General features: G+C 61.4%; 24 protein-coding genes. 9 read left to right on the top strand and 15 right to left on the bottom strand.

From position 1 onward, the window contains the following. Position 1 precedes the first annotated feature (1 nt). The 4 genes from hutU (at position 2) to QM609_RS04465 (ending at position 4,175) form a co-directional block, all read left to right on the top strand. Positions 2–1,675 (top strand): urocanate hydratase, encoded by a 1,674-nt coding sequence (gene hutU, locus QM609_RS04480; RefSeq protein WP_007732742.1) that lies wholly within the window; start codon positions 2–4, stop codon positions 1,673–1,675. Between the two features lie 37 nt (positions 1,676–1,712). Beyond that, on the top strand, positions 1,713–2,903 hold the full coding sequence (gene hutI, locus QM609_RS04475; protein WP_030536967.1) for an imidazolonepropionase: 1,191 nt from the start codon (positions 1,713–1,715) through the stop codon (positions 2,901–2,903). 23 nt (positions 2,904–2,926) lie between these two features. Beyond that, entirely contained in the window at positions 2,927–3,895 is a 969-nt protein-coding gene (gene hutG / locus QM609_RS04470; RefSeq protein ID WP_283337053.1) for a formimidoylglutamase, read from the top strand. Positions 3,896–4,016: 121 nt separating this feature from the next. Further along, a complete protein-coding gene (locus QM609_RS04465) occupies positions 4,017–4,175 on the top strand; it encodes a hypothetical protein (RefSeq protein WP_155277930.1) in 159 nt (52 codons plus the stop codon). A gap of 13 nt (positions 4,176–4,188) precedes the next feature. On the opposite strand, the gene QM609_RS04460 is transcribed toward QM609_RS04465, so the two are convergent. From QM609_RS04460 to QM609_RS04430, 7 genes are all read right to left on the bottom strand, one after another. Further along, the gene (locus tag QM609_RS04460) at positions 4,189–4,458 is read right to left on the bottom strand and encodes a hypothetical protein (RefSeq protein ID WP_030536965.1); all 270 of its coding nucleotides are present in this window, start codon (positions 4,456–4,458) and stop codon (positions 4,189–4,191) included. Positions 4,459–4,696: 238 nt separating this feature from the next. Next, complete coding sequence (locus tag QM609_RS04455; RefSeq protein WP_030536963.1) at positions 4,697–5,605, bottom strand: ABC transporter substrate-binding protein; 909 nt, start codon at positions 5,603–5,605, stop codon at positions 4,697–4,699. A gap of 11 nt (positions 5,606–5,616) precedes the next feature. Beyond that, positions 5,617–6,357: an ABC transporter permease gene (locus QM609_RS04450; protein WP_030536962.1), complete on the bottom strand. Its 741-nt coding sequence runs from the start codon at positions 6,355–6,357 to the stop codon at positions 5,617–5,619. After that, entirely contained in the window at positions 6,354–7,004 is a 651-nt protein-coding gene (locus tag QM609_RS04445; protein WP_050656849.1) for an ABC transporter permease, read from the bottom strand. The genes QM609_RS04450 and QM609_RS04445 overlap by 4 nt, the downstream gene beginning before the upstream one ends. Next, positions 7,001–8,116 carry an ABC transporter ATP-binding protein gene (locus QM609_RS04440; protein ID WP_003940114.1) on the bottom strand — a complete coding sequence of 372 codons (1,116 nt, stop codon included), beginning with the start codon at positions 8,114–8,116 and terminating at the stop codon, positions 7,001–7,003. The genes QM609_RS04445 and QM609_RS04440 overlap by 4 nt, the downstream gene beginning before the upstream one ends. 99 nt (positions 8,117–8,215) lie before the next feature. Then, positions 8,216–9,688, bottom strand: coding sequence for an aromatic amino acid ammonia-lyase (locus tag QM609_RS04435; protein WP_003940419.1), 1,473 nt, complete (start codon positions 9,686–9,688; stop codon positions 8,216–8,218). Between the two features lie 198 nt (positions 9,689–9,886). Then, complete coding sequence (locus QM609_RS04430) at positions 9,887–10,561, bottom strand: TetR/AcrR family transcriptional regulator (RefSeq protein WP_003940587.1); 675 nt, start codon at positions 10,559–10,561, stop codon at positions 9,887–9,889. A gap of 110 nt (positions 10,562–10,671) precedes the next feature. Between QM609_RS04430 and QM609_RS04425 the strand changes: the two genes are divergently transcribed. Then, a complete protein-coding gene (locus QM609_RS04425; protein WP_003940550.1) occupies positions 10,672–11,046 on the top strand; it encodes a nitroreductase family deazaflavin-dependent oxidoreductase in 375 nt (124 codons plus the stop codon). Positions 11,047–11,055: 9 nt separating this feature from the next. Here the strand turns inward: QM609_RS04425 and QM609_RS04420 are convergent, their stop codons facing one another. From QM609_RS04420 to QM609_RS04405, 4 genes are all read right to left on the bottom strand, one after another. Continuing rightward, positions 11,056–11,607, bottom strand: coding sequence for a TetR/AcrR family transcriptional regulator (locus tag QM609_RS04420; RefSeq protein ID WP_003940236.1), 552 nt, complete (start codon positions 11,605–11,607; stop codon positions 11,056–11,058). Between the two features lie 27 nt (positions 11,608–11,634). Next, positions 11,635–12,321, bottom strand: coding sequence for an ABC transporter ATP-binding protein (locus tag QM609_RS04415; RefSeq protein WP_003939803.1), 687 nt, complete (start codon positions 12,319–12,321; stop codon positions 11,635–11,637). After that, complete coding sequence (locus tag QM609_RS04410) at positions 12,318–13,448, bottom strand: ABC transporter permease (protein ID WP_050656859.1); 1,131 nt, start codon at positions 13,446–13,448, stop codon at positions 12,318–12,320. The genes QM609_RS04415 and QM609_RS04410 overlap by 4 nt, the downstream gene beginning before the upstream one ends. A gap of 142 nt (positions 13,449–13,590) precedes the next feature. Further along, the gene (locus QM609_RS04405) at positions 13,591–14,541 is read right to left on the bottom strand and encodes a TauD/TfdA dioxygenase family protein (protein WP_050656846.1); all 951 of its coding nucleotides are present in this window, start codon (positions 14,539–14,541) and stop codon (positions 13,591–13,593) included. Positions 14,542–14,716: 175 nt separating this feature from the next. Here QM609_RS04405 and QM609_RS04400 point away from each other — a divergent pair, with 175 nt between their 5' ends. Further along, positions 14,717–15,484, top strand: coding sequence for a MerR family transcriptional regulator (locus tag QM609_RS04400; protein ID WP_003940101.1), 768 nt, complete (start codon positions 14,717–14,719; stop codon positions 15,482–15,484). Between the two features lie 78 nt (positions 15,485–15,562). Next, positions 15,563–17,119, top strand: coding sequence for an alpha/beta fold hydrolase (locus QM609_RS04395; RefSeq protein WP_050656858.1), 1,557 nt, complete (start codon positions 15,563–15,565; stop codon positions 17,117–17,119). Positions 17,120–17,121: 2 nt separating this feature from the next. On the opposite strand, the gene QM609_RS04390 is transcribed toward QM609_RS04395, so the two are convergent. From QM609_RS04390 to QM609_RS04380, 3 genes are all read right to left on the bottom strand, one after another. Further along, the gene (locus QM609_RS04390; RefSeq protein WP_050656845.1) at positions 17,122–18,642 is read right to left on the bottom strand and encodes an AMP-binding protein; all 1,521 of its coding nucleotides are present in this window, start codon (positions 18,640–18,642) and stop codon (positions 17,122–17,124) included. Positions 18,643–18,715: 73 nt separating this feature from the next. Continuing rightward, positions 18,716–19,837, bottom strand: a complete 1,122-nt coding sequence (locus tag QM609_RS04385) for a DUF5938 domain-containing protein (RefSeq protein ID WP_003940189.1) — start codon at positions 19,835–19,837, stop codon at positions 18,716–18,718. Positions 19,838–19,892: 55 nt separating this feature from the next. Beyond that, on the bottom strand, positions 19,893–20,696 hold the full coding sequence (locus QM609_RS04380; protein ID WP_007732778.1) for an SDR family NAD(P)-dependent oxidoreductase: 804 nt from the start codon (positions 20,694–20,696) through the stop codon (positions 19,893–19,895). 343 nt (positions 20,697–21,039) lie between these two features. Here QM609_RS04380 and QM609_RS04375 point away from each other — a divergent pair, with 343 nt between their 5' ends. Next, positions 21,040–21,642 (top strand): TetR/AcrR family transcriptional regulator, encoded by a 603-nt coding sequence (locus QM609_RS04375; RefSeq protein WP_042448650.1) that lies wholly within the window; start codon positions 21,040–21,042, stop codon positions 21,640–21,642. Here the strand turns inward: QM609_RS04375 and QM609_RS04370 are convergent, their stop codons facing one another. Then, on the bottom strand, positions 21,643–22,236 hold the full coding sequence (locus tag QM609_RS04370; RefSeq protein WP_003940428.1) for a TetR/AcrR family transcriptional regulator: 594 nt from the start codon (positions 22,234–22,236) through the stop codon (positions 21,643–21,645). It abuts the gene before it with no gap. Between the two features lie 117 nt (positions 22,237–22,353). On the opposite strand from QM609_RS04370, the gene QM609_RS04365 reads away from it, so the two are divergent. After that, the gene (locus QM609_RS04365) at positions 22,354–23,115 is read left to right on the top strand and encodes an enoyl-CoA hydratase-related protein (protein WP_003940058.1); all 762 of its coding nucleotides are present in this window, start codon (positions 22,354–22,356) and stop codon (positions 23,113–23,115) included. The last annotated feature ends 115 nt before the right edge of the window (positions 23,116–23,230 follow it).

Raw genomic sequence — 23,230 nt, 5'->3', positions numbered from 1 at the left:
AATGGAAATCAGCACCCCCGGCCACGAGCCGCGCCCCGTCCGCGCTCCCCGCGGCCCCGAGCTCACGACGCTCGGTTGGCAGCAGGAGGGTGCCCTGCGCATGCTCATGAACAACCTCGACCCCGATGTTGCCGAGCACCCGGACAGCCTCGTCGTCTACGGCGGAACCGGTCGCGCAGCGCGTAGTTGGGCTGCCTTCGACGCCATGGTCGCCACGCTGAAGACCCTGAAGAACGACGAGACCATGCTGGTGCAGTCCGGCAAGCCGGTCGGTGTCTTCCGCACCAACGAGTGGGCACCGCGAGTGCTGATCGCCAACTCCAACCTGGTCGGTGACTGGGCGAACTGGGAAGAGTTCCGCCGTCTCGAAGACCTCGGCCTGACCATGTACGGCCAGATGACCGCAGGCTCCTGGATTTACATCGGCACCCAGGGAATCCTGCAGGGTACGTACGAGACCTTCGGCGCCATCGCGAAGAAGCGCTACAACGGCTCACTCGCCGGAACGATCACCCTCACTGCGGGTCTCGGCGGCATGGGCGGCGCTCAGCCTCTCGCCGTCACTATGAACGACGGCGTCGCGATCTGCGTCGACTGCGACATCACCCGCATCGACCGTCGTATTGCCCACAAGTACCTCGACACCAAGGCAGACAGCATCGAGCACGCGCTCGAACTGGCGACCGCGGCACGCGATGCCAAGAAGCCGCTCTCCATCGGCCTCGAAGGCAATGCGGCAGAGATCTTCCCGGCGCTGCTGGAGATGAAGGCCCCCATCGACATCGTGACCGACCAGACCTCGGCGCACGATCCCCTCGCCTACCTGCCGATCGGCATCGACTTCGGCGACATGAAGACCATGTCGGAGAAGGATCCGCAGAAGTTCACCGAAGATTCCCGCAACGCGATGGCCGCACACGTCAAGGCCATGGTCGGATTCATGGACGCCGGCGCCGAGGTATTCGACTACGGCAACTCCATCCGCGACGAGGCCCGCAAGGCCGGCTACGACCGTGCATTCGACTTCCCCGGATTCGTTCCCGCCTACATCCGTCCGCTCTTCGAAGAAGGCCTCGGCCCCTTCCGCTGGGCAGCGCTCTCGGGTGATCCCAAGGACATCGAGGCCACCGACAAGGCCATCCTCGAACTCTTCCCCGAGAACGAGCACCTGCGCCGCTGGATCACCATGGCCGGCGAAAAGGTTGCCTTCGAAGGCCTTCCGGCTCGCATCTGCTGGCTCGGATACGGTGAGCGCCACCTCGCCGGCCTCAAGTTCAACGAGATGGTGGCCTCGGGCGAGCTCTCCGCACCGATCGCCATCGGCCGCGATCACCTCGACTCCGGATCGGTCGCCTCGCCGTACCGCGAAACCGAATCGATGATCGACGGGTCCGACGCGATCGCCGACTGGCCGCTGCTCAACGCCCTGGTCAACACCGCGTCCGGCGCTTCGTGGGTTTCACTCCACCAAGGCGGCGGCGTCGGGATGGGGCGCTCCATCCACGCGGGACAGGTGTGCATCGCCGACGGCACCGAACTCGCAGCCAAGAAGCTCGAAGCAGTTCTCACCAACGATCCCGGGATGGGTGTCATCCGGCATGCGGATGCAGGATACGACCACGCCATCGACACGGCAGCCACCCGCGGCGTCCGCATCCCGATGACCGAGAACTGAAACAGCCCCACCACCTCACCCTGAGTTAGGAATTACATTGACCACGAATGGTTCTCGAACCACCGTTCTGACCAACATCGGAACCCTCGTCACCAATGACCCGACTCTGGGTGAGGGCAAGCTCGGCGTACGACACGACGCGGCAATCGTTTTCGAGGACGGCGTTGTTGCTTGGGTCGGTGATTCCGCCGACGCCCCGGCTGCCGATATCGGTCAGGATATCGGCGGTCGGGCCCTGCTCCCCGGATTCGTGGAGAGTCACTCGCACCTGGTGTTCGGTGGCGAGCGGGCCGAGGAATTCGCAGCTCGCATGGCGGGCGAGAAGTACGCGGCGGGCGGTATTCGCAACACCATCGAAGCGACGCGCTCGGCCACCGACGAACAATTGCAGGCCAATGTTCGACGCCTACTCGACGAATCCCTGCGCTCGGGCAGCACAACCGTCGAATGCAAGACCGGATACGGGCAGAACACCGAGAGCGAACTACGCAGCGCACTGATCGCCGGACAGTTCACCGACGAGGTCACACTGCTGGCCGCCCACGTTCCACCACCCGAATATGCCGGCCGCGTCGATGACTACGTCGCCATGGCGTGCGACGAGATGATCCCTGCCTGTGCGCCACACGCGAAGTGGATCGACGTCTTCTGCGAACGAGGGGCGTTCAACCGCGAACAGGCACATGCAGTCCTGAGCGCAGGCGTCGCCGCTGGACTGATCCCCCGCGTCCACGGCAATCAACTCGGCGAAGGGCCAGGAGTTCAACTCGCCGTCGAGATGGGAGCCGCATCCGTCGATCACGTCACCTACGTCACCGCCGAGGACATCGACGCCCTGGCTCAGAGTTCCACCGTCGCAACACTGTTGCCAGGTGCCGACTTCTCCACCCGCAACAAGTACCCCGACGCCCGCGCACTGCTGGACGCCGGCGTCACCGTAGCTCTCGGCGCCGACTGCAATCCCGGCACCTGCTACACCACCAGCCTCCCGTTCTGCATAGCAATTGCGGTGCGAGACATGCACATGACACCCGCCGAGGCAGTCTGGGCAGCCACTGCAGGAGGCGCCCGGGCGCTGCAGCGCACCGACGTCGGAACCCTTTCTCTCGGAACACGTGCCGACGCCATCGCGCTCGATGCACCGTCGTACCTCCACCTCGCCTACCGCCCGGGCGTCCCTCTGGTGCGCGAGGTCTGGAAAAACGGCGCACTCGCCACAAGCTACTGAAATACACTCACCGGGAGGCCGTCGTGGCACATCAGATCGCAGTCGACATCGAACCCAAGCCGTGGACCGGGCGCTCCGACGGCACCACTGCCGAGCATCTGCGGTGGCATCATGCCGTGCAACCGTATTCAGCCGAAACAGCTCCCGGCGACTGTGTTCTGATCGGATTCTCCAGCGACGAAGGAGTCCGCCGCAACAAGGGCCGCCGCGGTGCCGCGGATGGCCCCGACGCTTTGCGAGCCGGGTTGGCTTCCATGGCGCTGGCCGAACCACTGCAGATTCAGGACGCGGGAACCGTTGCCGTGTCGGGTGAAGAACTCGAGGCCGGTCAGGCCGCACTCGGGAACGCCGTCAGCGCTGCGCTTGATTCGGGACACTTCCCCGTGGTTCTCGGGGGAGGACACGAAATCGCCTACGGTACATACCTCGGCGTCGCGGGCTCCGAGTTGCGAACCGCCGAAGCCAAACTCGGAATCCTCAACTTGGATGCGCACTTCGACCTGCGGGGCGATCCGATACCCAGCTCCGGCACACCCTTTCGTCAGATCGCCGAGGACGAAGCCGCGGCAGGCACCTCGCATCAGTACAGCGTGATCGGAATCAGCCAACCGAGCAACACCACGGCACTGTTCGACACGGCTCACCGCCTCGGTGTTCGCTATCTGCTCGACGAAGAATGCGGAGCGATCGGCCGAGGCGTCGTGGATCAGTTCCTCGCAGACTTCCTCGACGACGTCGATCTGGTCTACCTGACCATCGACCTCGACGTCCTGCCTGCAGCTGTGGCGCCGGGCGTCAGCGCACCTGCGGCCTACGGAGTCAGCCTCGAAACCATCCAATACGTATGTGACCGAGTCACGTCCAGCGGAAAACTCGCGGTTCTCGATCTCGCCGAACTGAACCCGAGCCTCGACGTCGACAATCGCACTGCCCGAACGGCTGCTCGTCTGATCCACCGGATAGTCACGAAGCACGTGCCGGTTCAGCGCTAGCCTCGGCGCGCCTCCAGCAGATCTACGGGACTGCCTGAAAACTGATTCCACGAGTTCTGTCCGAGCACTCCAAACTATGTCCTTTGCCACCTCACAAGTGATGCCGCCTTGCAGATTGCCGATGGCGGCGACAACGCCTGTCTCGGGGTACGTGATCGTTCCGCACCCCTCGGATGTGGATGCCGTCGGCAATCGTGAAGTCGAAGTCGACGAATTGCCCGAGCAGTACTCGAAGCCGGGGACACCACCGATCACAGGAGGCCCGACCGTACCGTCGTGAATCGAAAAGCCGATCAACCCTCCGGGGTCGCCATTACCGACTTGCCCCGGATCACCGGTGGTGACGAAGATCGATTGGCCTGACTCAGTCTGAATCGTCCGTGTCGAATGATCGTTGCCGTAGGCCGATTCGATTTGAGCCACGGTGAGCCGTCACCGACGCCGCGGTCAGTCAGCGTTCCCGGCGGTGATTCGATGACGGTGACGCCCTCGCTGGTGAGAATTGCCCGTCCGGTGCCACCAGGCGTCGTGAACGGAACTACAGCGCAACTCGGAAACTGCATGGGCGTTCCAGCCTGATGCCAGACACACGCCGGCCACTACAACCGTGGTTGTAGTGGCTGCGCCGTTCCGAACTCGTCCAATGGGTGTGCGCGGTCGGCTTCTCGGCATGTCGGCATCCTTGGTCGGAACGGCTCGCCGCGAGGTCGAGGCATGCCTGACTTCGCGACGCTACCCCGAGCGGGGTCGAATCGATATCGTCTGTTCGGCCGACGACAAGGACGCCACCCCGGCCTTCGATCATGGCACCAGGGAGTTCTCCTGCAACCAGTCCTGAGCGATGTCACTCATGTCGTCGAGATCGGCAACGCGCTGGTTCATCTCGATGAGATCTTCGGTGGTCAGCGCCGCCGAAACCCCCGCGAGCACGGATCGGACGTCATCGCGAGCCTTCAACTCGTTGATGATCGGTGTGATGTTCTCCGCGAGGAAGAGGTGCTTCGTATCCTCGAGTGCAACCAAGTTCTCCGAGCGCATCGCAGGATCGGTACTGAAGACATCGGCAACCTGTATCTGCCCGCTCAGAAGCGCATTGAGCGTGAGGGGTCCACCTGCATCGAGTGCCAGGAACTCCCGGAATGTCAGGCCGTATTTGGTCTTCAAGCCGGCGACGCCGTTTTCGCGCGTCTTCCATTCCGGCGGTCCGCCGAGAGTCAACTCGTCGGCATGCTGCACCAGATCCTCGACGGTCTCCAGCGAATACTTTTCCGCCGTCTCCTGTTTGACGGCAAGTACATCCTTGTCCTCTGCGGGCGAGGGCTCGAGAGCCACCAGACCCTTGGGCAATTTCGCATCGATTTCAGCGGATACTTCATCTGAAGCCGTCGCCGTTGTCTTGCTGTCCAGATATTGCAACAAGGCGCCGGAATACTCGGGGATCAGATCGATGGAACCGTCGCGCAGTGCCGGTACATAGAGTTCTCGGCTACCGATGTTCAACTTCTCGGTAACGTCGATACCGTTGGCACGAAGCGCTTCGGCGTAAATGGTCGCAATCAGTTGGCTCTCGGGAAAATCGGCGGAACCGATCACGATGGCGCCCTCAGCACTACCGCCGCCGTCCGTAGCCAAGGGGTCCTTGCCGATTCCGCAGCTGGACAACGCAACCGCTGTTACGCCGACCAACGCGGCGATCAATACCTTCTTCATGTCGAACGTCCTCAGATCGGTGCGGGCTCAGGCACAGCGGTGCGCTGTGAGGGGGCGGCGGTCTTCTCGGTCTTCTTCTTCCGATCGCGCCTGGTCAGGCCAGGCGAAACGACCCGCGCAGTCAGTGCTCCGATTCCGAGATCGAAAACCAGGGCAATCAGCGATACCAGTACGGCTCCGGCCGCCATCTGGCCGTAATCGCTCTGAGCTTTTCCGTCGATCAACAACCGGCCGAGTCCGCCCAAAGAAATGTAAGCGGCGACAGTCGCAGTGGAGACGATCTGAAGCACGGCACTTCTGATGCCGGACAACATGAGTGGTAGGGCACATGGAATCTCGACCTCGGTCAAGATCCGCATCGACCGAAATCCCATCCCCCGCGCGGCGTCGACTGCAGCCTGATCGACCGCTCGAACTCCGGCGTACGTGTTGGTGAGAATGGGAGGGATCGCGAGAAGCACCAGGACGATGAGGCTGGGGATCAGATACGCGAGTTTGTTCGGGAATGACGGCGCGATGATGAGAACCAGTAGGATCAGCAGACCGATGGTCGGCAGCGCTCGTAGCGAGTTGGCCAGTCCAGCAACAACAACGGAGCCACGGCCCGTATGTCCGATGTAGAGACCGAGCGGGATCGCGATAACCGCAGCCACCGCCAGCGCGGCGAATGTGTACATCAAATGCTGAACGAGAAGGGTGGGGATGCCGTCCGGCCCGGTCCAGTGGGATCCGTCGAGAAGGAAGCTGATCATGATGTAGTCACTTTCGGGGTCCACGGCGTCAACAGCCGATTCGCCAACATGATGAGGAGATCAAGGATCAACGCCAGCACCAGACACAGAGCGATACCCGCGATGATGGGCGTGTAGAAACGCAACTGAAATCCCTGGGTGAACAAGGAACCTATCTGCGGAATACCCAGGAGTGCGCCGAGTGAGACAAGACTGACGTTCGAGACGACTGCGACGCGCAAACCTGCACAGATCACCGGAACTCCTACTGGCAACTGTACTTTCAACAGCGTCTGATACGGCCGGTAACCCATCGCCGTCGCTGCCAGAACCGTCTCCGGCGGAACCGAATCGAGCGCGTCGGCCACTACCCGCACGAGCAGAGCAACGGTGTACACGGTGAGCGCCACGATGATGTTCATCGGATCCAGAATCTTGGTACCCAGAATTGGAGGCAGGAGCACGAAGAGCGCGAGCGAAGGGATCGTGTAGAGCAATCCGGCCGTCCCCACCACGTAGGGATGCAACCGACGACTGCGATAGGCGACCCAGCCGATCGGCAACGCGACCACCAAGCCGATCACCAAGGGAATCAACGACAGCAGAACATGCCATCCCACCAAGTCCATCATCCGGTCGGACTGACGTCCGAGCCATTCGAAGTTCATCGAAGCGCCCTCCCCGCGTCAGCCAGATCGGCAGCCTCGATGGCTTCCACTGCAGCATGCGCAGTGACGGTTCCCACCAGGCGTCCGGCGTCGTCCACGACAACGCCCCGCTTGCTCGGCGCTGACAGCGCCGCATCCAGCAGAGCGCGCATCGTCCCGGTGGAATCAGCAAGTGTTCCACTGAGATTCAAGTCATCCGGGCGGATACAATCCGTGAGCGCGTCCGGCCTCACCCATCCGAGCGGCTTGTTCGCGGGATCCACTACCAACAGCCACGTATCGCCGGTGAGTGCGCGGGCCGCCGCAGCGGAATCGCCCAGATGCGCAACGGGTTCTGACACCGTCGGTAGGTCGCCGTCCAATGTCGTGAACCCCAACGATCGGTACCCACGGTCACGTCCGACGAAGTCGGCAACAAATTCGTCGGCAGGTTGAGTCAGCAATTCGAGGGGCGTCGCCGCCTGCGCAAGAATGCCGCCGGTACGCAGAACCACCACTTGATCCCCGAGTTTCAGCGCTTCGTCGATGTCGTGGGTGACGATGATGATCGTTTTTCCGATTTCCTTCTGCAGACGGAGAAACTCGTCTTGCAGCTGGCCGCGAACAACCGGATCAACGGCGCTGAACGGTTCGTCCATCAGCATGAATGACGGATCCGCAGCCAATGCTCGCGCAACACCGACTCGTTGCTGCTGCCCTCCGGAGAGCTGCCACGGATAGCGGTCGGCGAAGTTGGTCGTCAGACCAACCGTTTCGAGCAATTCCATAGCGCGAGTGCGAGATTCCTTTTTACTCGCACCGAGCAATCGAGGCATGGTCGCTATGTTGTCGACGATGGTGCGATGGGGAAAGAGACCCGCGTGCTGGATCACGTACCCGATGCGTCGACGCAGAAGGGCCGGATCCATTCCCGCCGTGGACTCGCCGTCGAGCGAAATCGTGCCTGACGTCGGTTCGATCAGCCTGTTGATCATGCGGAGTGAGGTCGTCTTGCCGCAGCCGGAAGGACCCACCAACGCGGTGATCTTTCCCGTCGGGCACTCCAGATCGAGAGCATCGACGGCAATGGTTCCGTCTGGATACGCCTTGGTGACCTTGTCGAATTTGATCATCTACGAACTACTTTCGTGTCGACCTGAGTCCGGACGCACCCAGGAGAAATGGTCGAGTTCCGTTCGAGCACACACCTACTTGTGATTCGGTCCACCTGCTTACTGGTCGAGCGGTTGAGAAAGAAAGTTCACGGCGGCACTCAGATCTGCACTGAGTGGCCGGTCTTCGGTCCTCGTGTCCAGCACCAAACGCGCACGCGCGAGGTACGCGCCGAGCTCGGTCGCCGGATCCAGCTCACGCTGTTGTTGCGAGAGTGCGCGAACTGCCGAGATCAGTTCACACGCCAGCACCAATCGAGATTGGGCAAGAATGTCCGCCAATTGAGTTGCAGCTTGGGATGCGAAACTTGCGTGATCCTCGGTGCCGCGCGAAATTACCGTGTGGCCCAACGACCCCGGTGCCGCCGACGAGCGGATCTCGGCAATGGCAGCAGAAGTCGTGTATTCGAGAAGCATGGTTCCGCTGCTGCCGTCGGGACCGTCTGCAAGGAACGCACGAAGGCCGGTGACTGCGGGGTCGGAGAGGTTGGCGAGCCGACATTGCGAGAGCAGGGCAGCACTGGCGACCGCCAACTTCGCCTCGTCGACTGCAAGGGCTATTGGCATTGCGTGGAAATTTCCGTTGTGGAACACCATGTCGTCTTCGACCGACACCAGCGGATTCTCCGAAGACGAATTCATCTCGATACTCAGCGTGTTCTGCAGTCGATGCACCGCTTGCCAGGTGGCACCCAAGATTTGCGGTAGGGCGCGAAACCCGAACGAGTCCTGAACTCTCACGGGTGTGATGTCGTGTGGTGCCAGCAGATCGCGAACCCGCTCTGCGACTTCCGCTTGACCGAAGTGCATTCTTGCCGACTGTACTTGTGCAGCAAACGGTTCGACAGAACTACGCGACGCAAGCACGGAAAGAACACTGACAACCAAGCAGTGCTGAAGCCACCCCGCGACTTCGATACTGGTGTCGCCGGCGATCGCCACCGTCATCGCATTGGTGGAAATGAACGGAAGTGCATCACCGTGGTGCGGAGTCCAACCGATTCCGGTGCGTCCGTCGCGAAGCGGGCTCTCGCCGATCAGCCCCATGGCGATTTCGGAGAACGCACTCAGGTCACCCGTTCCGATCGCACCGCGTGCGTGCACTGTCGGCAGGTTCTGTGAAGCAACAGCAGCAACCAGACCGTCGATGATGTCGGGATGCATACCTGAGCCGCCGTTGAGGATCTGGTTGGTGCGGATGACGATCGCGGCGCGCACCAACCGGTCAGGGAGCCTGGGGCCCGATCCCGTTGCGTGACTTCTCAGAAGCCTCAGATCCTGCTGCACACCGTCGGAGACGGATGTTTCGCGATTCCCGCCCACCCCGGTAGTGCGCCCGTACACCGCTTGACGGGAGGAAACCCGAACCGCGGTCTCCCATGACCGCCGTGTGAGCTCGAGAGCCGCGTCGGCAGGTCGAATCACGGCCGGCTCTCGCGCGATTTCGTTCACCCGGTGAACCGACAACCCTTTCCCGTCGAGCAGGACATTGTCGTCTTCCGTCCGGTCTTCTCCAGGAAGACGTTCAGTCATCAGAACTCCATCGATCGAAGGACTCGGCCACCGCGGTCGGCGTGCATCACATCATCTACGTAATGTGCCTTGGGTCACTTTTGATGAATGTATAGTCCTGTATATACAGCCACCTGTCAATAGGGACACTGCAGCTCATCCGCGTGCACACACCTTGCGTCACCCCAGTACGAGTGAGCAACTGGGCACGAATCGTTGCTATTCGAGGACCGGTGCCGCCGATGCGCGACGCGCCTCGAGCGCATCGAGGATGAGATCGAGACCGTAGGCGAACTCACTCGTGTGGTCGTAAGCCGGACTCAGACCGTGATCGACGATCATCTCGTGAAGGAAGGGCAACTCTTCAGCCGGAAGGTGCTCGAGGATGTCACTCGCAACTTCTTCGACGTCGCCGGGTGCGCTCATCGGTAGATTCGCCTCCTGGAGAACATATCCGCCGATATAGCTGTCGATCAGCGAGGCTCCGTGGGCGGCCATCGGCAGCGTGAACCCGGCCTTCCGGAGGACTCCGAGCACAGCGTCGAGATGACGCAGGGTCGCCGAGCCAGGGCTGCGTCGCGAATCCAGCAGACCGAGAGCCCAACGGTGCTGCGACAGGACTGTGCGAGCAGAAAAGGCGCGTCCACGGATTGCGTCTCGCCAATCCACACACTCACTGTCGGGCAGGTCGATCGCCTCGAAGACCGCATCGACGACGCCGTCGAGAATCGCATCTTTGTTGGGCACGTGGTGGTAGAGCGACATCGCCTCGATGCCCAGCTCCTGGGCCACCCGTCGCATCGTGACGGCCTCGACACCACCCGCGTCGGCAACGCGGATCGCACCCTCGATTACGCGAGTCCTGTTCAGCGACTGTCGCGGTTGCCGTGACACACAGACTCCCCTCGGCGGAACGAATACGTTGACAACCTTACATACGTAAGTCACCCTTACAGGCGTAAGCCCGCCTTACGCTCGTAAGGCGATCGAGAGAGGAGATCACAATGCCGATGCCGAGATGGTGGGGACATGTCAACAAACGAGTGTTCAACCCGCGTGCAATTTCGAGCGGTAAATGGCCGGTACTGACTCACGTCGGACGCACATCCGGCACGACCTACCGGACACCTCTCGACGCCTATCCGGTCGAGGGTGGCTACGTCTTCATTCTGGTGTACGGATCAGGCTCGGACTGGGTGCAGAACGTCCTGGAAGCGGGAAGCGCTCGACTGTCGGTCGACGAGACGGAGGTGAGCCTCGGCACCCCACGCCTCGTCGCGAAAGACGAAGCATTTCAAGCACTTTCCTCAGACGTGTCCCAACCCCCGAGGCTGCTCCGCATCACCGAGTACCTTCGGATGGATCTGATTACGGCCTGAGGGTGCCCGTCACGCGAGGACCTCACGCACGGCGGACCTGACTTCGTCCATGCTGCAACCGGATTCGATCAGTTCAGTACCCGTATGCACCAGCGAGTTGATCAACTTGGCGGTGAGCTTCGGGTCCGACACGCCACGGAGGCGAAGGGCCTCGACCAGCGGAAGCACAAGACTGTCGTGCATTTCCATGATCCGCGAATTTCGAAACGTTTGCGGGGTCAGCGTCGCCAGCGCTCCGACTATCGCATGCTCCCCGTCGGCAACCAGTTGGAGGTTTGCCTCGACGTACGCCCATACCGGATCGTCTGCGCCTGCCATCGCCTCGACGATCTTGTCGTTCCAGCGCGGGAACATGTCTTCGACGACGGCACCGAGGAGATCTTCCCGGGACCGGAAGTAGTGGTAGGCACTCGACCTGGCGAGCCCTGCCTTCGCTGCCACCTCACCGAGCCCCGGCGGCCGGTCCGGGGCCTCGGACAGAAGAGCGTGTGCAGCGTCGAGGAGAGCGCGGCGCTGAGCAGCACGATGCTCGACCACAGTGGGCGCATCGATCCTCGGCACCGAATCTCCTCCAGTCCCCTCGCGGGCTTACTCGCTCTGACGCAACCGACCGTCAACCATTTCGAGGATGCGGTCGCAGTGCCCGAGCACGTCGTGATCGTGGGTCACCATGATCGTAGCGACGCCTGCCTCGTGAGTTTCGCGCGAGAGCAGTTCGACCACCTCATGGCTGCGTTTGCGGTCGAGAGCAGCCGTCGGCTCGTCGACGAGCAGTAGCGAGGGATTGCTCATCAATGCCCGAGCGATACCGACGCGCTGGCGTTCACCGCCGGAGAGTTGACCGGGTCGACGATCTGCACGGTGACTCATACCGACCGAGTCGAGCAACTCCTCGGGATCGCGACCCGGCCGCCCCGTGAGCTTGGGGATCAGCCGAAGCTGATCGCGCGCCGTCAGCGCTGGAATCAGGTTGCCGGACTGAAAGACGAAGCCGACCTTGTCTCGTCGAAGTTTGGCGAGAGCACGGGCCGGCATCGCCGACACGTCCACGCCGTCGATGACAATCGTTCCACTCGACGGCCGACCGAGTCCGCCGGCCACAGCGAGCAAGCTCGACTTTCCAGCGCCTGACGGTCCGACGATCGCGACAAGTTCGCCGCACGAGACCTCGAGGTTCACGTTGTCGAGGGCGAGCACGGTGGAGTCACCGTCACCGAATCGAAGACTGACAGCGGTCAATACCAATCCGGTTGTGGTCTTTTCGACTGTGGTCATCGGTTTTCTCCCAATGCGGTGAGCGGGTTGACACGGGTAACACGGACGATGGCAACGGCTGCGCCGACCAGCCCGAGTACCGCCAAGAGCACTGCGCCGTTGACGACTGGGCCGGACTCGAGGGCGAACGGCATCCCCCCGCCTTCGAGCCCCGAACCGAGCCCCAAGCCCAGCAACACACCGAGGCCGATGGAACCAAGCAGCACTACCAGTGCCTGCGCCATGCCGTCACGAAGCAGGAAGCCGGTAGAGGCTCCCATCGCGCGCAACACTGCGAGTTCACGACCGCGCTGAACCGTCCAGATACTGAAGAATGCACCGACCACCAGGGCCGAAATCGCGTACAGAAACGCCTTGATCATCGACATAGTCATCATTTCCGCGGAGAACCCTGGTGAGGAGTCGAAAGATTCCTCGAGCGTCTTTGCGGACGTTCCCGCCGCCGCATCGCCCGACACGAGATCCGGTAACGCGCCACCAATGCCCCGAATCGCAACAACACTTGCTTCGGAATAGGCACTGGCATTGGCGGTTTCGCCGATCTTGGCACCGGCGTGAACCTCCTGCCAAGTACGCAGGGGCAGGTAGGCGACATCGACGTGACCGAAAGTGCGCTTGTCTTCGGTGAATCCGACAACTGTCAGCTCCGTACCGAGTCGATCGAGTATCACGGTGTCACCGATCGCAACACCGTCGTCACGGAAGGTAGAGCTGACGATGATGTCCGTGTCGGCATGCAGCCCCCTCCCGTCGGCGGAGACGGGCTCGAGGAAGGAGCCAGGTTCGATGCCGAAGAGCGTGAGATCGACAGGCGTGCCACTGCGAGTTTTTGCATTGACGATCATGTTGCCGAAGAGCTCGGCGTCTTGGACATCGGGTTGCATACGCCATGCCTGCGCCTGCTCCTCGGTGACGACCGAGCGCGAAAACGCCGAGTCGGCTTTGGTGTCCGGCGCGAAGGCAAACGCCTGAATCGGCGTCCGCTGCAAAGCGGAGACACCGTCATTTACCAGTCCGGACGAGAGGCCGGACAGAATCACCATCAGGATCGAGATGAGGGCAACCACGGCACCCATCAAGAGGAATCGATTTCGCGCAAACCACAGTTCACGCAGGGCGAGGAACATTCGGGAAGCTCCAAAGTCGTCGATACGAGTCACGCCGACTTTTATCGACGCCTTGTCGAAATCATATCGACAAGGCGTCGAAAAACTATGTGAGGTGCGTTACTACTTTCCGTAGTAGACACTCGAGGTGCTGAGCGTCGTATCAGCCCCCGACGCCCACCGGTCGATCCCCGACAATCGAGATTCGATCCATCACACGACGAGCCGGGAAGTAGTCACTGGCCGCGTAGTGCTGGCAGGTCCGATTGTCCCAGAAGGCAACAGTATTCGGCTCCCACTTCAAACGGACCTGAAATTCCGGACGATTGACGTGGCGATACAGCATCGTGAGAAGTTCGTTCGATTCCTCTTCTGACACGCCCAAGATCCGTTGCGTGAAGGTCATGTTGACGAACAACACCCGCCTGCCACTTTCCGGAATGATCCGAACCACCGGATGCTGCACAGCGGGGAACTTCGGACGCAACATCTCGACCGCATCCACCGGCATCGACCTACCGAACGAGTTGATCCAATCATGTTCTGCAACAAGTGGGTCGATACGCTTCTTGATGTCTTCAGGAAGCAGATCGTAGGCAGCTGCAGTATCGGCCCACAAAGTGTCACCACCCACCTCCGGCACCTCGACCGCACGAAGAACTGCTGCGAACGAAGGAAACTCGTGCCACGTAACGTCGTTGTGCCAGTTGTTCTCGACTCCGCCGACCATCGCATCCTTCGCCAGTGTCGTGACATCGACGTCCGTCTGCCCGGGCTGCGTGTACTTGAAGAACGGATGCTGTTCGAGATCGCCCCAACGCTCGGCAAAAGCTCGATGTTCCGCTCGGTCGAGGTCCTGATCGCGGAAGAAGAGGACTTTCCATTCGAGGAGAGCTCGGCGGAGTTCCGCAATCACGGCATCAGACAGACCCCCGCCGAGTCGAATACCGGAGATTTCCGCTCCGATCGTCGGCGCGACCGCCTTGACCGCAAAGTGTTCGTACGGTGCCGGAACTACCGACTCGGGATTCCGGCGAGCAACGAGTGGACCGTACGCAGCAAGCGGGTCGATGGGGATCGGAAAGATTGTTGCCGCAGGAAAAAGGGTAGCCATCAGGGCACTTCCTCGAAATCGACGATGTCGTAAAGGACAAAGGTCAGATTAAGTCCGCCTCCTTAAAGTGTCAACGGTCACGTTCTCCGGCGCGAATCTTGACCCTGACGCCGCGTCAAGGTTGGAGAATGGTTTTCACAGACGGAATCCGATTCGATCACGGGAGGGCAGGGCGATGATGACCATCGGCGAGCTGGCCAAATTGGCCGGCACCACCGTCAGATCCGTGCGCTACTACCACTCGAACGGCCTTCTCGAAGAACCACAACGCCAACCCAACGGCTACCGCATGTACCGGGCGGTGGACCTGGCACGACTGAGTCGCATCCGCCGCCTGCGCGATCTGGGGATTCCTGTTGCCAAGATCGCCGAACTACTCGACGGCGACGCTCACGACACTCGGTCCGCACTCGATGCCCTCGACAAGGAATTGGCGACGAAGGCCGAACAGATCGCTGTTCAGCGTGCGCACATCGAGTCGCTACGCCGCAATGCCGATCCTGAACTACCCGACGCGTTTTCGGAAGTGCTCGCACAGTACGTCGTTGCCGGTGCGCCGACAGCGTGGATCGACAACGAGCGTGAACTTCTGATCCTCGCACTCACGGTCTCCGGGGGCGATCCCGAGGTCTGCGATTCACTCCTGTCCGCCCATCGCCGGGTATTGGCCGAGCCGAACCGCGAGCAGGCCATCGAATTGATAACTCGCATGTATGCCCTCGCCGACGCACCGGCTGACGCGGACACGATTGCGGCCCTTGCCATTCAGTTCTGCGACTTCACCGAGAGCGTGCTACCCGAACAGGCTGCACCGGAGGACGCTTCCCCCACCCGGCTGGTAGCGGTACTGCGCGAACACCAAGCGGATCGACGAACCGTCACCCAGGAAAGATTCGCGAAGGCTGTGGCCGCGGAGTTCGCCGCCCGTCAATCCCGCCTCTGAAAACCCCTGATTAGCCCCCACATTCGAAGTGGGGTGACCAACACTGCCCGAAAATGGGCTCAACACAAGGACACGACAATGACTGGATTCACCATGCCCAGATCACGCATGCCTCGACCACGAAGGTGGCTGGCTACCACAATCGCCGCTGCCGCACTCGCCGTACCTGCATTGGCGGCGTGCTCGGATCCTGCTACTCCGCAGGAAGATCCACAATCGAATCTCAGCGCGTTCTACGAACAGGATCTCGAGTGGGGGCCATGCGCCACAGATACCGGAACGTCGACCGCAAGTGAATGCGCCATGGTCACAGTACCTTTGGACTATTCCGCCCCTGACGGCAAGACGATCGAAGTGGCGATCTCGCGGGTCGCATCCACCGACCCCGCACAGCGACGCGGGATCCTGCTCACCAACCCTGGTGGCCCGGGTGGCCGAGGACTGGGATTGCCCGAGATTCTGAATGCGGGCATGACACCGGAAGTCGCAGCGGCATACGACGTCATCGGCATGGATACCCGAGGACTCGGCAAGAGCACACCGATCGACTGCGGCGTCGAACAGATGACATGGATGCGGTCGCCGGGCACCACGGACGAGGGATGGAACGAGAGTGTTGCGCTCGCACGCGAGGCCGCTGACACATGCTGGGACAAGTACCCGGACTATCTGCCGCACATCAATACTCAAAACATCGCCCGAGACCTCGATGTGATTCGTGGCGCCCTCGACCAGGAGAAGGCGTCGTACTTCGGGTGGTCGTACGGTACATACCTCGGTGCAACCTATGCTCAAATGTTCCCGGACAGGATCGACCGTGTGGTTCTCGACAGTGCACCGGATCCGAAGAAATACGGATACGAGATGTTCCAGGACATGGGCCCGGCCAACGAGAAAGCGATCGACGGATTCTCGCAGTGGGCAGCAGAACACAACTCCACCTATGCACTCGGATCGACGCCCGCCGAAGTTCGCGCCCTCATCGAGAAGCTGATCTCGGACGCGGCCACCACTCCGATACAGATCGGTGACCATGCCGTCGACGATCACGTCCTTCCATTCCTGATGTACGTCAACGGAACCGGCGACACCGAGAAGGAGAGCGAGGCATTCGCACAGGTATTGGTTCAGTTGCGCGATCTCGCCGCAGGCAAGACCGTCGAGAACATCCATCCCCAGCTGACGGGATTGATGCAGGCATGGTTCCAGACCGAACTGGGAACCGGTCCTGACTATGCCGGGACAATCGCCATCGTCTGCGGAGATGTGTCGATGCCGAGCGATCCCCAGTGGTACCGCAACAAGTTGGAGGAACACCGTGATGATCAGCCGATCTTTGCCGGCACACACAACACGATCATGCCGTGCGCGTTCTGGCGCAGTGAGGCCCCTACGCGGATCGACATCGACAACAACGTTCCGGCATTGCAGATCCAGGCAACCGGTGACACCCGCACGACGTACGACGAAGGCCTCGGCATGCACGAAGCGATGAAAGGCTCACGGCTCGTGACAGTTCCAGGCCGCACTCATGCGGTGTTCCCGGGCTACGCAAATACTTGCGCGAACGCCGCCGTCAACTCGTACCTGCTCGACGGCTCACTACCGGCCGAAGACGTGGTGTGCGAGTCGTGACCTCAGCCCGTCAGCTCGCTCTTGATCTCGTTCTTGAGAACTTTGCCGACCTTGGAGCGAGGTAGATCGTCCCAGACGATGACTTGCTTCGGAGTCTTCACACTTCCGATGCGAGCCTTCACGAAAGCCATCACCTCGGCGCCGTCGATGTCGGCGCCGAGGTGCGGTTGCACCACTGCCACAACGCGTTCGCCCCACTTGTCATCCGGCAACCCGATCACTCCGCAGTCCTGAATCCCCGGATACGCCATGAGCGCCTGCTCCACCTCGACCGAATAGACGTTGAAACCGCCGGTGATGATCATGTCCTTCGCACGGTCGACGATGAACAGGAAATTGTCGTCGTCCAGGTACCCGATATCGCCGGTGTGATGCCAGCCGTGGGCTGACGCTTCCGCGGTTGCGTCGGGGTTCTTGTAATAACCCGCCATCACCAACGAACTGCGAATCACCACCTCACCACGCTCGCCACGTCCGAGCAGCGCGCCTTTGTCATCCATGATCCCGACGGTCACCAGCGGCGACGGTCGACCCGCCGACGAAAGTCGTGACGTTGCGACAGTGCCGTCCGAGCCGAAGTGCTCCTTCGGTGACATCGTCGAGATCATCATGGGGGCTTCACTCTGCCCGAACAGCTGAGCCATGACCGGGCCGATCTTGTCGATCGCCTCCGCGAGTCTGGTCGGGGAGATCGGCGCCGCTCCGTACCAGAAGCATTGCAGCGAGCTGAGATCCGTGGCAGACAGGGCCTCGTGCTCGAGCAGCATGTAGATGAGCGTCGGCGGCAGGAAGGTGTGAGTCACCTTGTGCTTCTGAACGTTCGCGAGGAAGTACCCGAGATCGGGCTTCGGCATGATCACCACTTCGCCGCCGAGGGCCATGATCGGGAAGCACAGAACACCGGCGGCGTGAGTCAACGGTGCCAGCGCCAGATACACCGGGCGCCCCTCGAACGGATAACTCATCAAAGTGATTGCGGTCATCGTCTCGATGTTGTGCCCGGTCAACATCACTCCCTTTGGCCGTCCAGTTGTACCACCGGTGCCGACCAGCATGGTGACGTCGTCGGGCGCCGCGGCGTCGAGTTCTTCTTCCCCGAGCCAGCTTTCGAGGGACTGTGCCGAGTCCCATTCGCCGTCGATGCAGACGAGCGTCACCAACTGGGGAAGCGCATCCTTGATCTGGTCGACTAGCGGCGCATAGGACTTCTGGAAGAACAGAGCGCGACAATCGAACAAATCCAACAGGTCTCGGTTTTCCGCAGCTTCGTTGCGAGGGTTGATCGGGCACCAGACGCCGCCGGCCCGGCTTATTCCGAATACGCACGAGAACGAGATCGGGTCGTTGCCGGACAGAATCGCGACCTTTTCGCCCGGCGCGATGCCCGAAGCCGCGAGTGAAGCTGCGAAGCGTCGGCTGAACTGCTGCACCTCGCCGTAGGAGAGAGTGCGCTCCCCCATCGTCAAACACGGTGCGGTGGAACCAAGAGAGGCTCCCTTGTCGAGATAGTCGGTCAAACGCATGGGGAGCCTCCAGGGCGGGGCTCCCGGCGCGCTACACGCCGGGAGCCGTGAACATGATGACGAGGGCGACGAGTTAGGCGTTGATGGTTACTTCCGGCTCCAGAGCCAGCCCGAAACTACGTAGCGCGCCGAGCAGTTCGCGATGGCCGAACGCCTGGCAAGCCGAGGCAAGCCCGGTCCGCTTCGGCGCCTGCTGGAGCAGAGAATGCGCTGCATAGGCGTGCAGGAGGCCCGTCTGCTTGTAGTTACAGTTTCCGTGGATCACGACGTGCGAGCGACCCAGCGGGCCCGACGCGTAGACGGAGTCGAGTGAGGTGTTGATGCGCGGATTTTCACGAGGGGGCATACCGGCCTGAACCGATCCGGCGATCTCGGCCAAGGCGGCTTCCTGCTCGTCGGCGGGCAGGGTCTTGATCTGCTCCTCCACGATCTTCTGCGTCGCGACAACGCCTTCCATCACGGTGCGGTCGAACACTCCGCCCGCAGCCTTGACGTTGGAAACTCGCGGATCGTTCTTGAACCACACCGGGTGGCATGTTCCGCCCCACGGCAATGCAAGCGCAGTTTCGTGCTGGCCCGGAACGACGACGTCGAAAGTCTGGCCGGGCGCCCACTGCACGTACTTGTTCTGCTCGAGGTAGTACCAGTTTGCCTTGAGGATGGTGAAGATCGTCTGAGTGGACGCGTAGGTGGGAAATCCCTTCCACAGCACGAGGATGTCGAGCGTATCGAGGCCCGGCGTTTCCAGTGCGATATTGGCCGCGATCTCACCGGTGGTGTACATCTGCGCGATACCGGGAGAGAGGAGCAGGCCCTTCTCCTGATACTTGTCGCTGAACTTCTCCTGGACGTCGAGTACCCAGTCCTGCTCACCGGTGGTATCCATGTAGTGGCAACCGGCATTCAACGCAGCCTCGACGACGGTGCCGCCGAGCTTGATGAACGGCCCGACCATGTTGCTGACAACCTGTGCACCGGTGAACAATTCGGTGAGAGCCTCGACCGTGTGCTCGACCTCGACGACCTCGTGATCGACGGTGTCCAAACCAGGGATCTTGTCGAGGACCTCTTGGATGCGAGCGGCGTCGCGGCCGGCTGCGATGAACGGGATGTTGAACTCGCGCAGGTATTCACACACCAGACGGCCGGTGTACCCGGAGACGCCGTAAACGATGACGGGCTTCTTTTCGGACATGTTCGTGGAACCTTTCGAAGACGTGAGAAGGGTGTACGTACGAATGAAGGGCGAGTTACATGCCCATGCCACCGTCGACCGGTAGGCCGATTCCGGTGATGAATCGCGCGGCGTCGGAGGACAAGAACACAACGGCGTCAGCCATGTCGTTCACTTCACCGAGGCGGCCGAGCGGGGTGAGGCCGATGACGTCTCCGACTGCTGCTTCGGCGCTGGGCCAGAGACCGAGCTTCTCCATGTCCGCCGCGAGTCCGAGACCCATCTCCGTGGCGACAAGACCCGGGTAGATGCAGTTGACGCGGACTCCGTAGCCGAGCTTGCCCGACTCGGCGGCGGCAACTCTGGTGAAGCGATCGACCGCGGACTTGGTCGCGGAGTATCCACTGATCCCGGGAAACGGAATGGTTGCGGCCACTGAAGAGATGTTGATGACGGAACCGCCGGTTCCGGCTACGCCACCCGGACGCATGCTGCGCAGTCCGTGTTTGGTTCCGAGCGCTGTTCCGAGGATGTTGACCTCACACATACGGCGGATGTCGTTCGGATCGAGGTCGACCACCAGCGAGGAAATCTCGATGCCTGCGTTGTTGACGAGGATGTCGAAGCCGCCGAGAGTCTCCGCGGTGGCGGCGACTGCCTCTTCCCAGTTGGCGTCGTCGGTGACGTCCAGCTTTACGAAGCCGGTTTTGACTCCGCCCGAACCAACAGCCTCTGCGGTGGCACGACCCTCGTCTTCGAGAACGTCGCCGATCATCACTGACGCCCCCGCCTTCGCCAACGCCTCAGCCATTCCGGCTCCGAGCCCCTTGGCACCACCTGTGACCAGTGCTTTTCGTCCCTCGAGATCAAACACGCTCATTTTCGACTGCCTCCATGACTGAAACGACTCTCGCGATGCCACCGTTCACAGCGACGCTGCCAAGTGGTGTGAGTCACAGAGTATTCAACTTTGGACGAGTGTCAAGAGAAATCTTGACGACTGTCAAGATTTTGTTACACGCTCGTCAAAGACCAGGGGTTACACTGATTCGGACGCGGTGATCGTGCCGCTGTGGAAACCGCAGGGAACAGGACGTGCCATCGTGACCACGACAGTCGAGAAGCCTAGTGAGGCAGGGAAAAAGGCTGCACCTAGCTCACCGGGCCAGCAGTCCGACTCCTCGAAGCGGTCCGACTCCGCCAAGCGGTCCAACGCAGACAAGGTGTCGCGTCGCCAGGTCGACAAATTCTCCGAGCGACGTGATCAACTCGCCGAGGCCGCACTGCAAACCCTGGCCGAATTGGGCTACGCACGCACGAGCCTGCGCGAAATCGCCCAGAATTCGGAGTTCTCCCACGGCGTCCTGCACTACTACTTCAGCGACAAGGTCGATCTCATCACCCACTGCGTGCGCCACTACAAGGCACGCTGCGTCACCCGCTACGACGGCATCGTCGCCACCGCGAAGACACCGGAGGAACTGAAAACCGGTTTCGGCGCACTGCTCGCCGAGACCATGATCGAAGAACCCACGATGCACCGCCTCTGGTACGACCTGCGCGCGCAGTCGATGTTCGAGGAGTCGTTCCGAGCCGACGTCGCCGCGATCGACGAGAGTCTCGAAAACATGATCTGGCGCATCGTTTCTCGCTACGCCGAGCTTCTCGACGTAGAGGCATCGGTCACCTCGGCGGCGATGTACGCAATCTTCGACGGCCTGTTCCAGCAGAGCCTGCTGCGCCATCTGTCCGGCGATCAGACTGCCGCAAACTATCTTTCGGAGAGCGTCCAGCAGATGCTGCCTCTGGTAGTGCCCACTCCCTGATCAGCGAGCAGCGATGCCTTCCGCGACGTACCTGGCTCCGCGATCGAATTCTCCGACCACGTCGTAATCGGCGTCTTGCCGCCAGAAGCGGACCAACGCTCCGTACGTACCACCGATCATCTGTGCGAGAAAGAGCGGCGGGTAGTCCGATCTCACTTCGCCGGCTTCGATACCGGCAGTGACGATCCGCAGAAGTTCCACGTGGAACCGATGATCGTGGGCCGCCCCCGCTCCGGAGGAGGCGAAGTCGCGCTCGAGTTCTGCAGTCACCATGCGCAGATAGCGCGGGTGCATGATCGCTTGCTGCGCAAAGTCCTGAAAAATCCGGGAGATCCGATCAGAAGTCGGCATCGGCGATTCCATGAGCTGATCCACCAGTGCCGCAAGCTGATCGAGATGATCACTGTGCAACGCCTCGAGAACCGAGTCCTTGCCCTGGAAGTAATTGAAGAAGGTGGCTCGCGACACCTCGGCTCGCTCGGCGATGTCGTCGACGGTCGTGCTGGCGAAACCCTGCGCCGAGAACAGAATTCGAGCAGCCGAGAGCAACCTGTCGTTGGTGTCGCGCTTGTTCTGTTCTCGTTTGGAAATCACGTCGACCTGCCCTTCTCCGCCTCAGAACACAGTCTTCGCCACAGTCCGGAATGTGTCCAATGTCCGTCCCGTCAGGTGACGCACCTCCGCCTCCGATAGGTGGACTACAGTCCAATTATGTCGACTGTTTCCACCGAACGCCATGACCGCGTTCTCATCGTCAGGATCGAACGCGAAGAACGCCGTAACGCGATCAACCGTGAGACTGCCGAGGGAATCGAAGCCGCGCTGAATCTTCTCGACGACGACCCTGATCTGTGGGTCGGCATCATCACCGGAACCCCCAACATCTTTTGCGCCGGAACCGATATCCGAGAGCGGGCCGACCTTCGCATGCCTCGCGGCGGTGAGTACGGCGTCATTCGGCGCCGGCGGAACAAGCCCCTGATCGCTGCAGTCGAGGGCTACGCGCTTGGTGGCGGTTTCGAAATCGCACTGGCCTGCGATCTGATCGTCGCTTCCGCCACAGCGCAATTCGGCCTTCCCGAAACCAAACGCGGTCTGGTTGCGACGTCCGGAGCACTCTTTCGGGCGCCTCGCGCGCTTCCGATCAACGTCGCCCGCGAACTCTTGATCACCGGCCGCACACTCGATCCCGAACGGGCAAAGGACCTCGGCGTCGTCAATGCAGTCACTGCCCCTGGTAAGGCACTCGACGAGGCACTGGTGATGGCAGCGGAGATCTGCGAGTCCTCCCCCACCTCCGTGAGTCTGAGTCTGAAGGCCATCGAGGCTCTCTACGCCGACGCCGACGCCGACGGATGGAAGGTCACCGACGACGCCAAGGACGCAGTGTTGCGCTCTCCGGACATCGCCGAAGGACTCGACGCTTTCGCCACTCGTCGGACACCCCGATGGAGCGGACTGCCGCCCGCATGACAGACCATAATCCGAGACAGATTTCCTATACGTCTGGTCGGAAAGGGTATGAACCGGTTACAGTCTCTCCTGTGACGGGAATCGGCGCATACGAGACGGGCACGCTGCTGACGCG

The sequence above is a fragment of the Rhodococcus sp. IEGM 1302 genome (assembly GCF_030056935.1).
GTDB classification, from domain to species: Bacteria; Actinomycetota; Actinomycetes; order Mycobacteriales; family Mycobacteriaceae; genus Rhodococcus_F; species Rhodococcus_F qingshengii.
This window is presented reverse-complemented; position numbering and strand designations above follow the sequence as displayed.

Excerpts from the sequence above, each read along its gene's own strand:
- QM609_RS04385 (WP_003940189.1), bottom strand. The coding sequence starts at position 19,837 with ATGTCCGAAAAGAAGCCCGTCATCGTTTACGGCGTCTCCGGGTACACC.
- QM609_RS04400 (WP_003940101.1), top strand. The coding sequence starts at position 14,717 with ATGATGACCATCGGCGAGCTGGCCAAATTGGCCGGCACCACCGTCAGA.
- QM609_RS04460 (WP_030536965.1), bottom strand. The coding sequence starts at position 4,458 with ATGCAGTTTCCGAGTTGCGCTGTAGTTCCGTTCACGACGCCTGGTGGC.
- hutU (WP_007732742.1), top strand. The coding sequence starts at position 2 with ATGGAAATCAGCACCCCCGGCCACGAGCCGCGCCCCGTCCGCGCTCCC.
- QM609_RS04425 (WP_003940550.1), top strand. The coding sequence starts at position 10,672 with ATGCCGATGCCGAGATGGTGGGGACATGTCAACAAACGAGTGTTCAAC.
- QM609_RS04405 (WP_050656846.1), bottom strand. The coding sequence starts at position 14,541 with ATGGCTACCCTTTTTCCTGCGGCAACAATCTTTCCGATCCCCATCGAC.
- QM609_RS04435 (WP_003940419.1), bottom strand. The coding sequence starts at position 9,688 with ATGACTGAACGTCTTCCTGGAGAAGACCGGACGGAAGACGACAATGTC.
- QM609_RS04415 (WP_003939803.1), bottom strand. The coding sequence starts at position 12,321 with ATGACCACAGTCGAAAAGACCACAACCGGATTGGTATTGACCGCTGTC.
- QM609_RS04390 (WP_050656845.1), bottom strand. The coding sequence starts at position 18,642 with ATGCGTTTGACCGACTATCTCGACAAGGGAGCCTCTCTTGGTTCCACC.
- QM609_RS04365 (WP_003940058.1), top strand. The coding sequence starts at position 22,354 with ATGTCGACTGTTTCCACCGAACGCCATGACCGCGTTCTCATCGTCAGG.
- QM609_RS04455 (WP_030536963.1), bottom strand. The coding sequence starts at position 5,605 with ATGAAGAAGGTATTGATCGCCGCGTTGGTCGGCGTAACAGCGGTTGCG.
- QM609_RS04440 (WP_003940114.1), bottom strand. The coding sequence starts at position 8,116 with ATGATCAAATTCGACAAGGTCACCAAGGCGTATCCAGACGGAACCATT.
- QM609_RS04395 (WP_050656858.1), top strand. The coding sequence starts at position 15,563 with ATGACTGGATTCACCATGCCCAGATCACGCATGCCTCGACCACGAAGG.
- QM609_RS04410 (WP_050656859.1), bottom strand. The coding sequence starts at position 13,448 with ATGTTCCTCGCCCTGCGTGAACTGTGGTTTGCGCGAAATCGATTCCTC.
- QM609_RS04445 (WP_050656849.1), bottom strand. The coding sequence starts at position 7,004 with ATGAACTTCGAATGGCTCGGACGTCAGTCCGACCGGATGATGGACTTG.
- QM609_RS04380 (WP_007732778.1), bottom strand. The coding sequence starts at position 20,696 with ATGAGCGTGTTTGATCTCGAGGGACGAAAAGCACTGGTCACAGGTGGT.
- QM609_RS04465 (WP_155277930.1), top strand. The coding sequence starts at position 4,017 with ATGGCGGCGACAACGCCTGTCTCGGGGTACGTGATCGTTCCGCACCCC.
- QM609_RS04450 (WP_030536962.1), bottom strand. The coding sequence starts at position 6,357 with ATGATCAGCTTCCTTCTCGACGGATCCCACTGGACCGGGCCGGACGGC.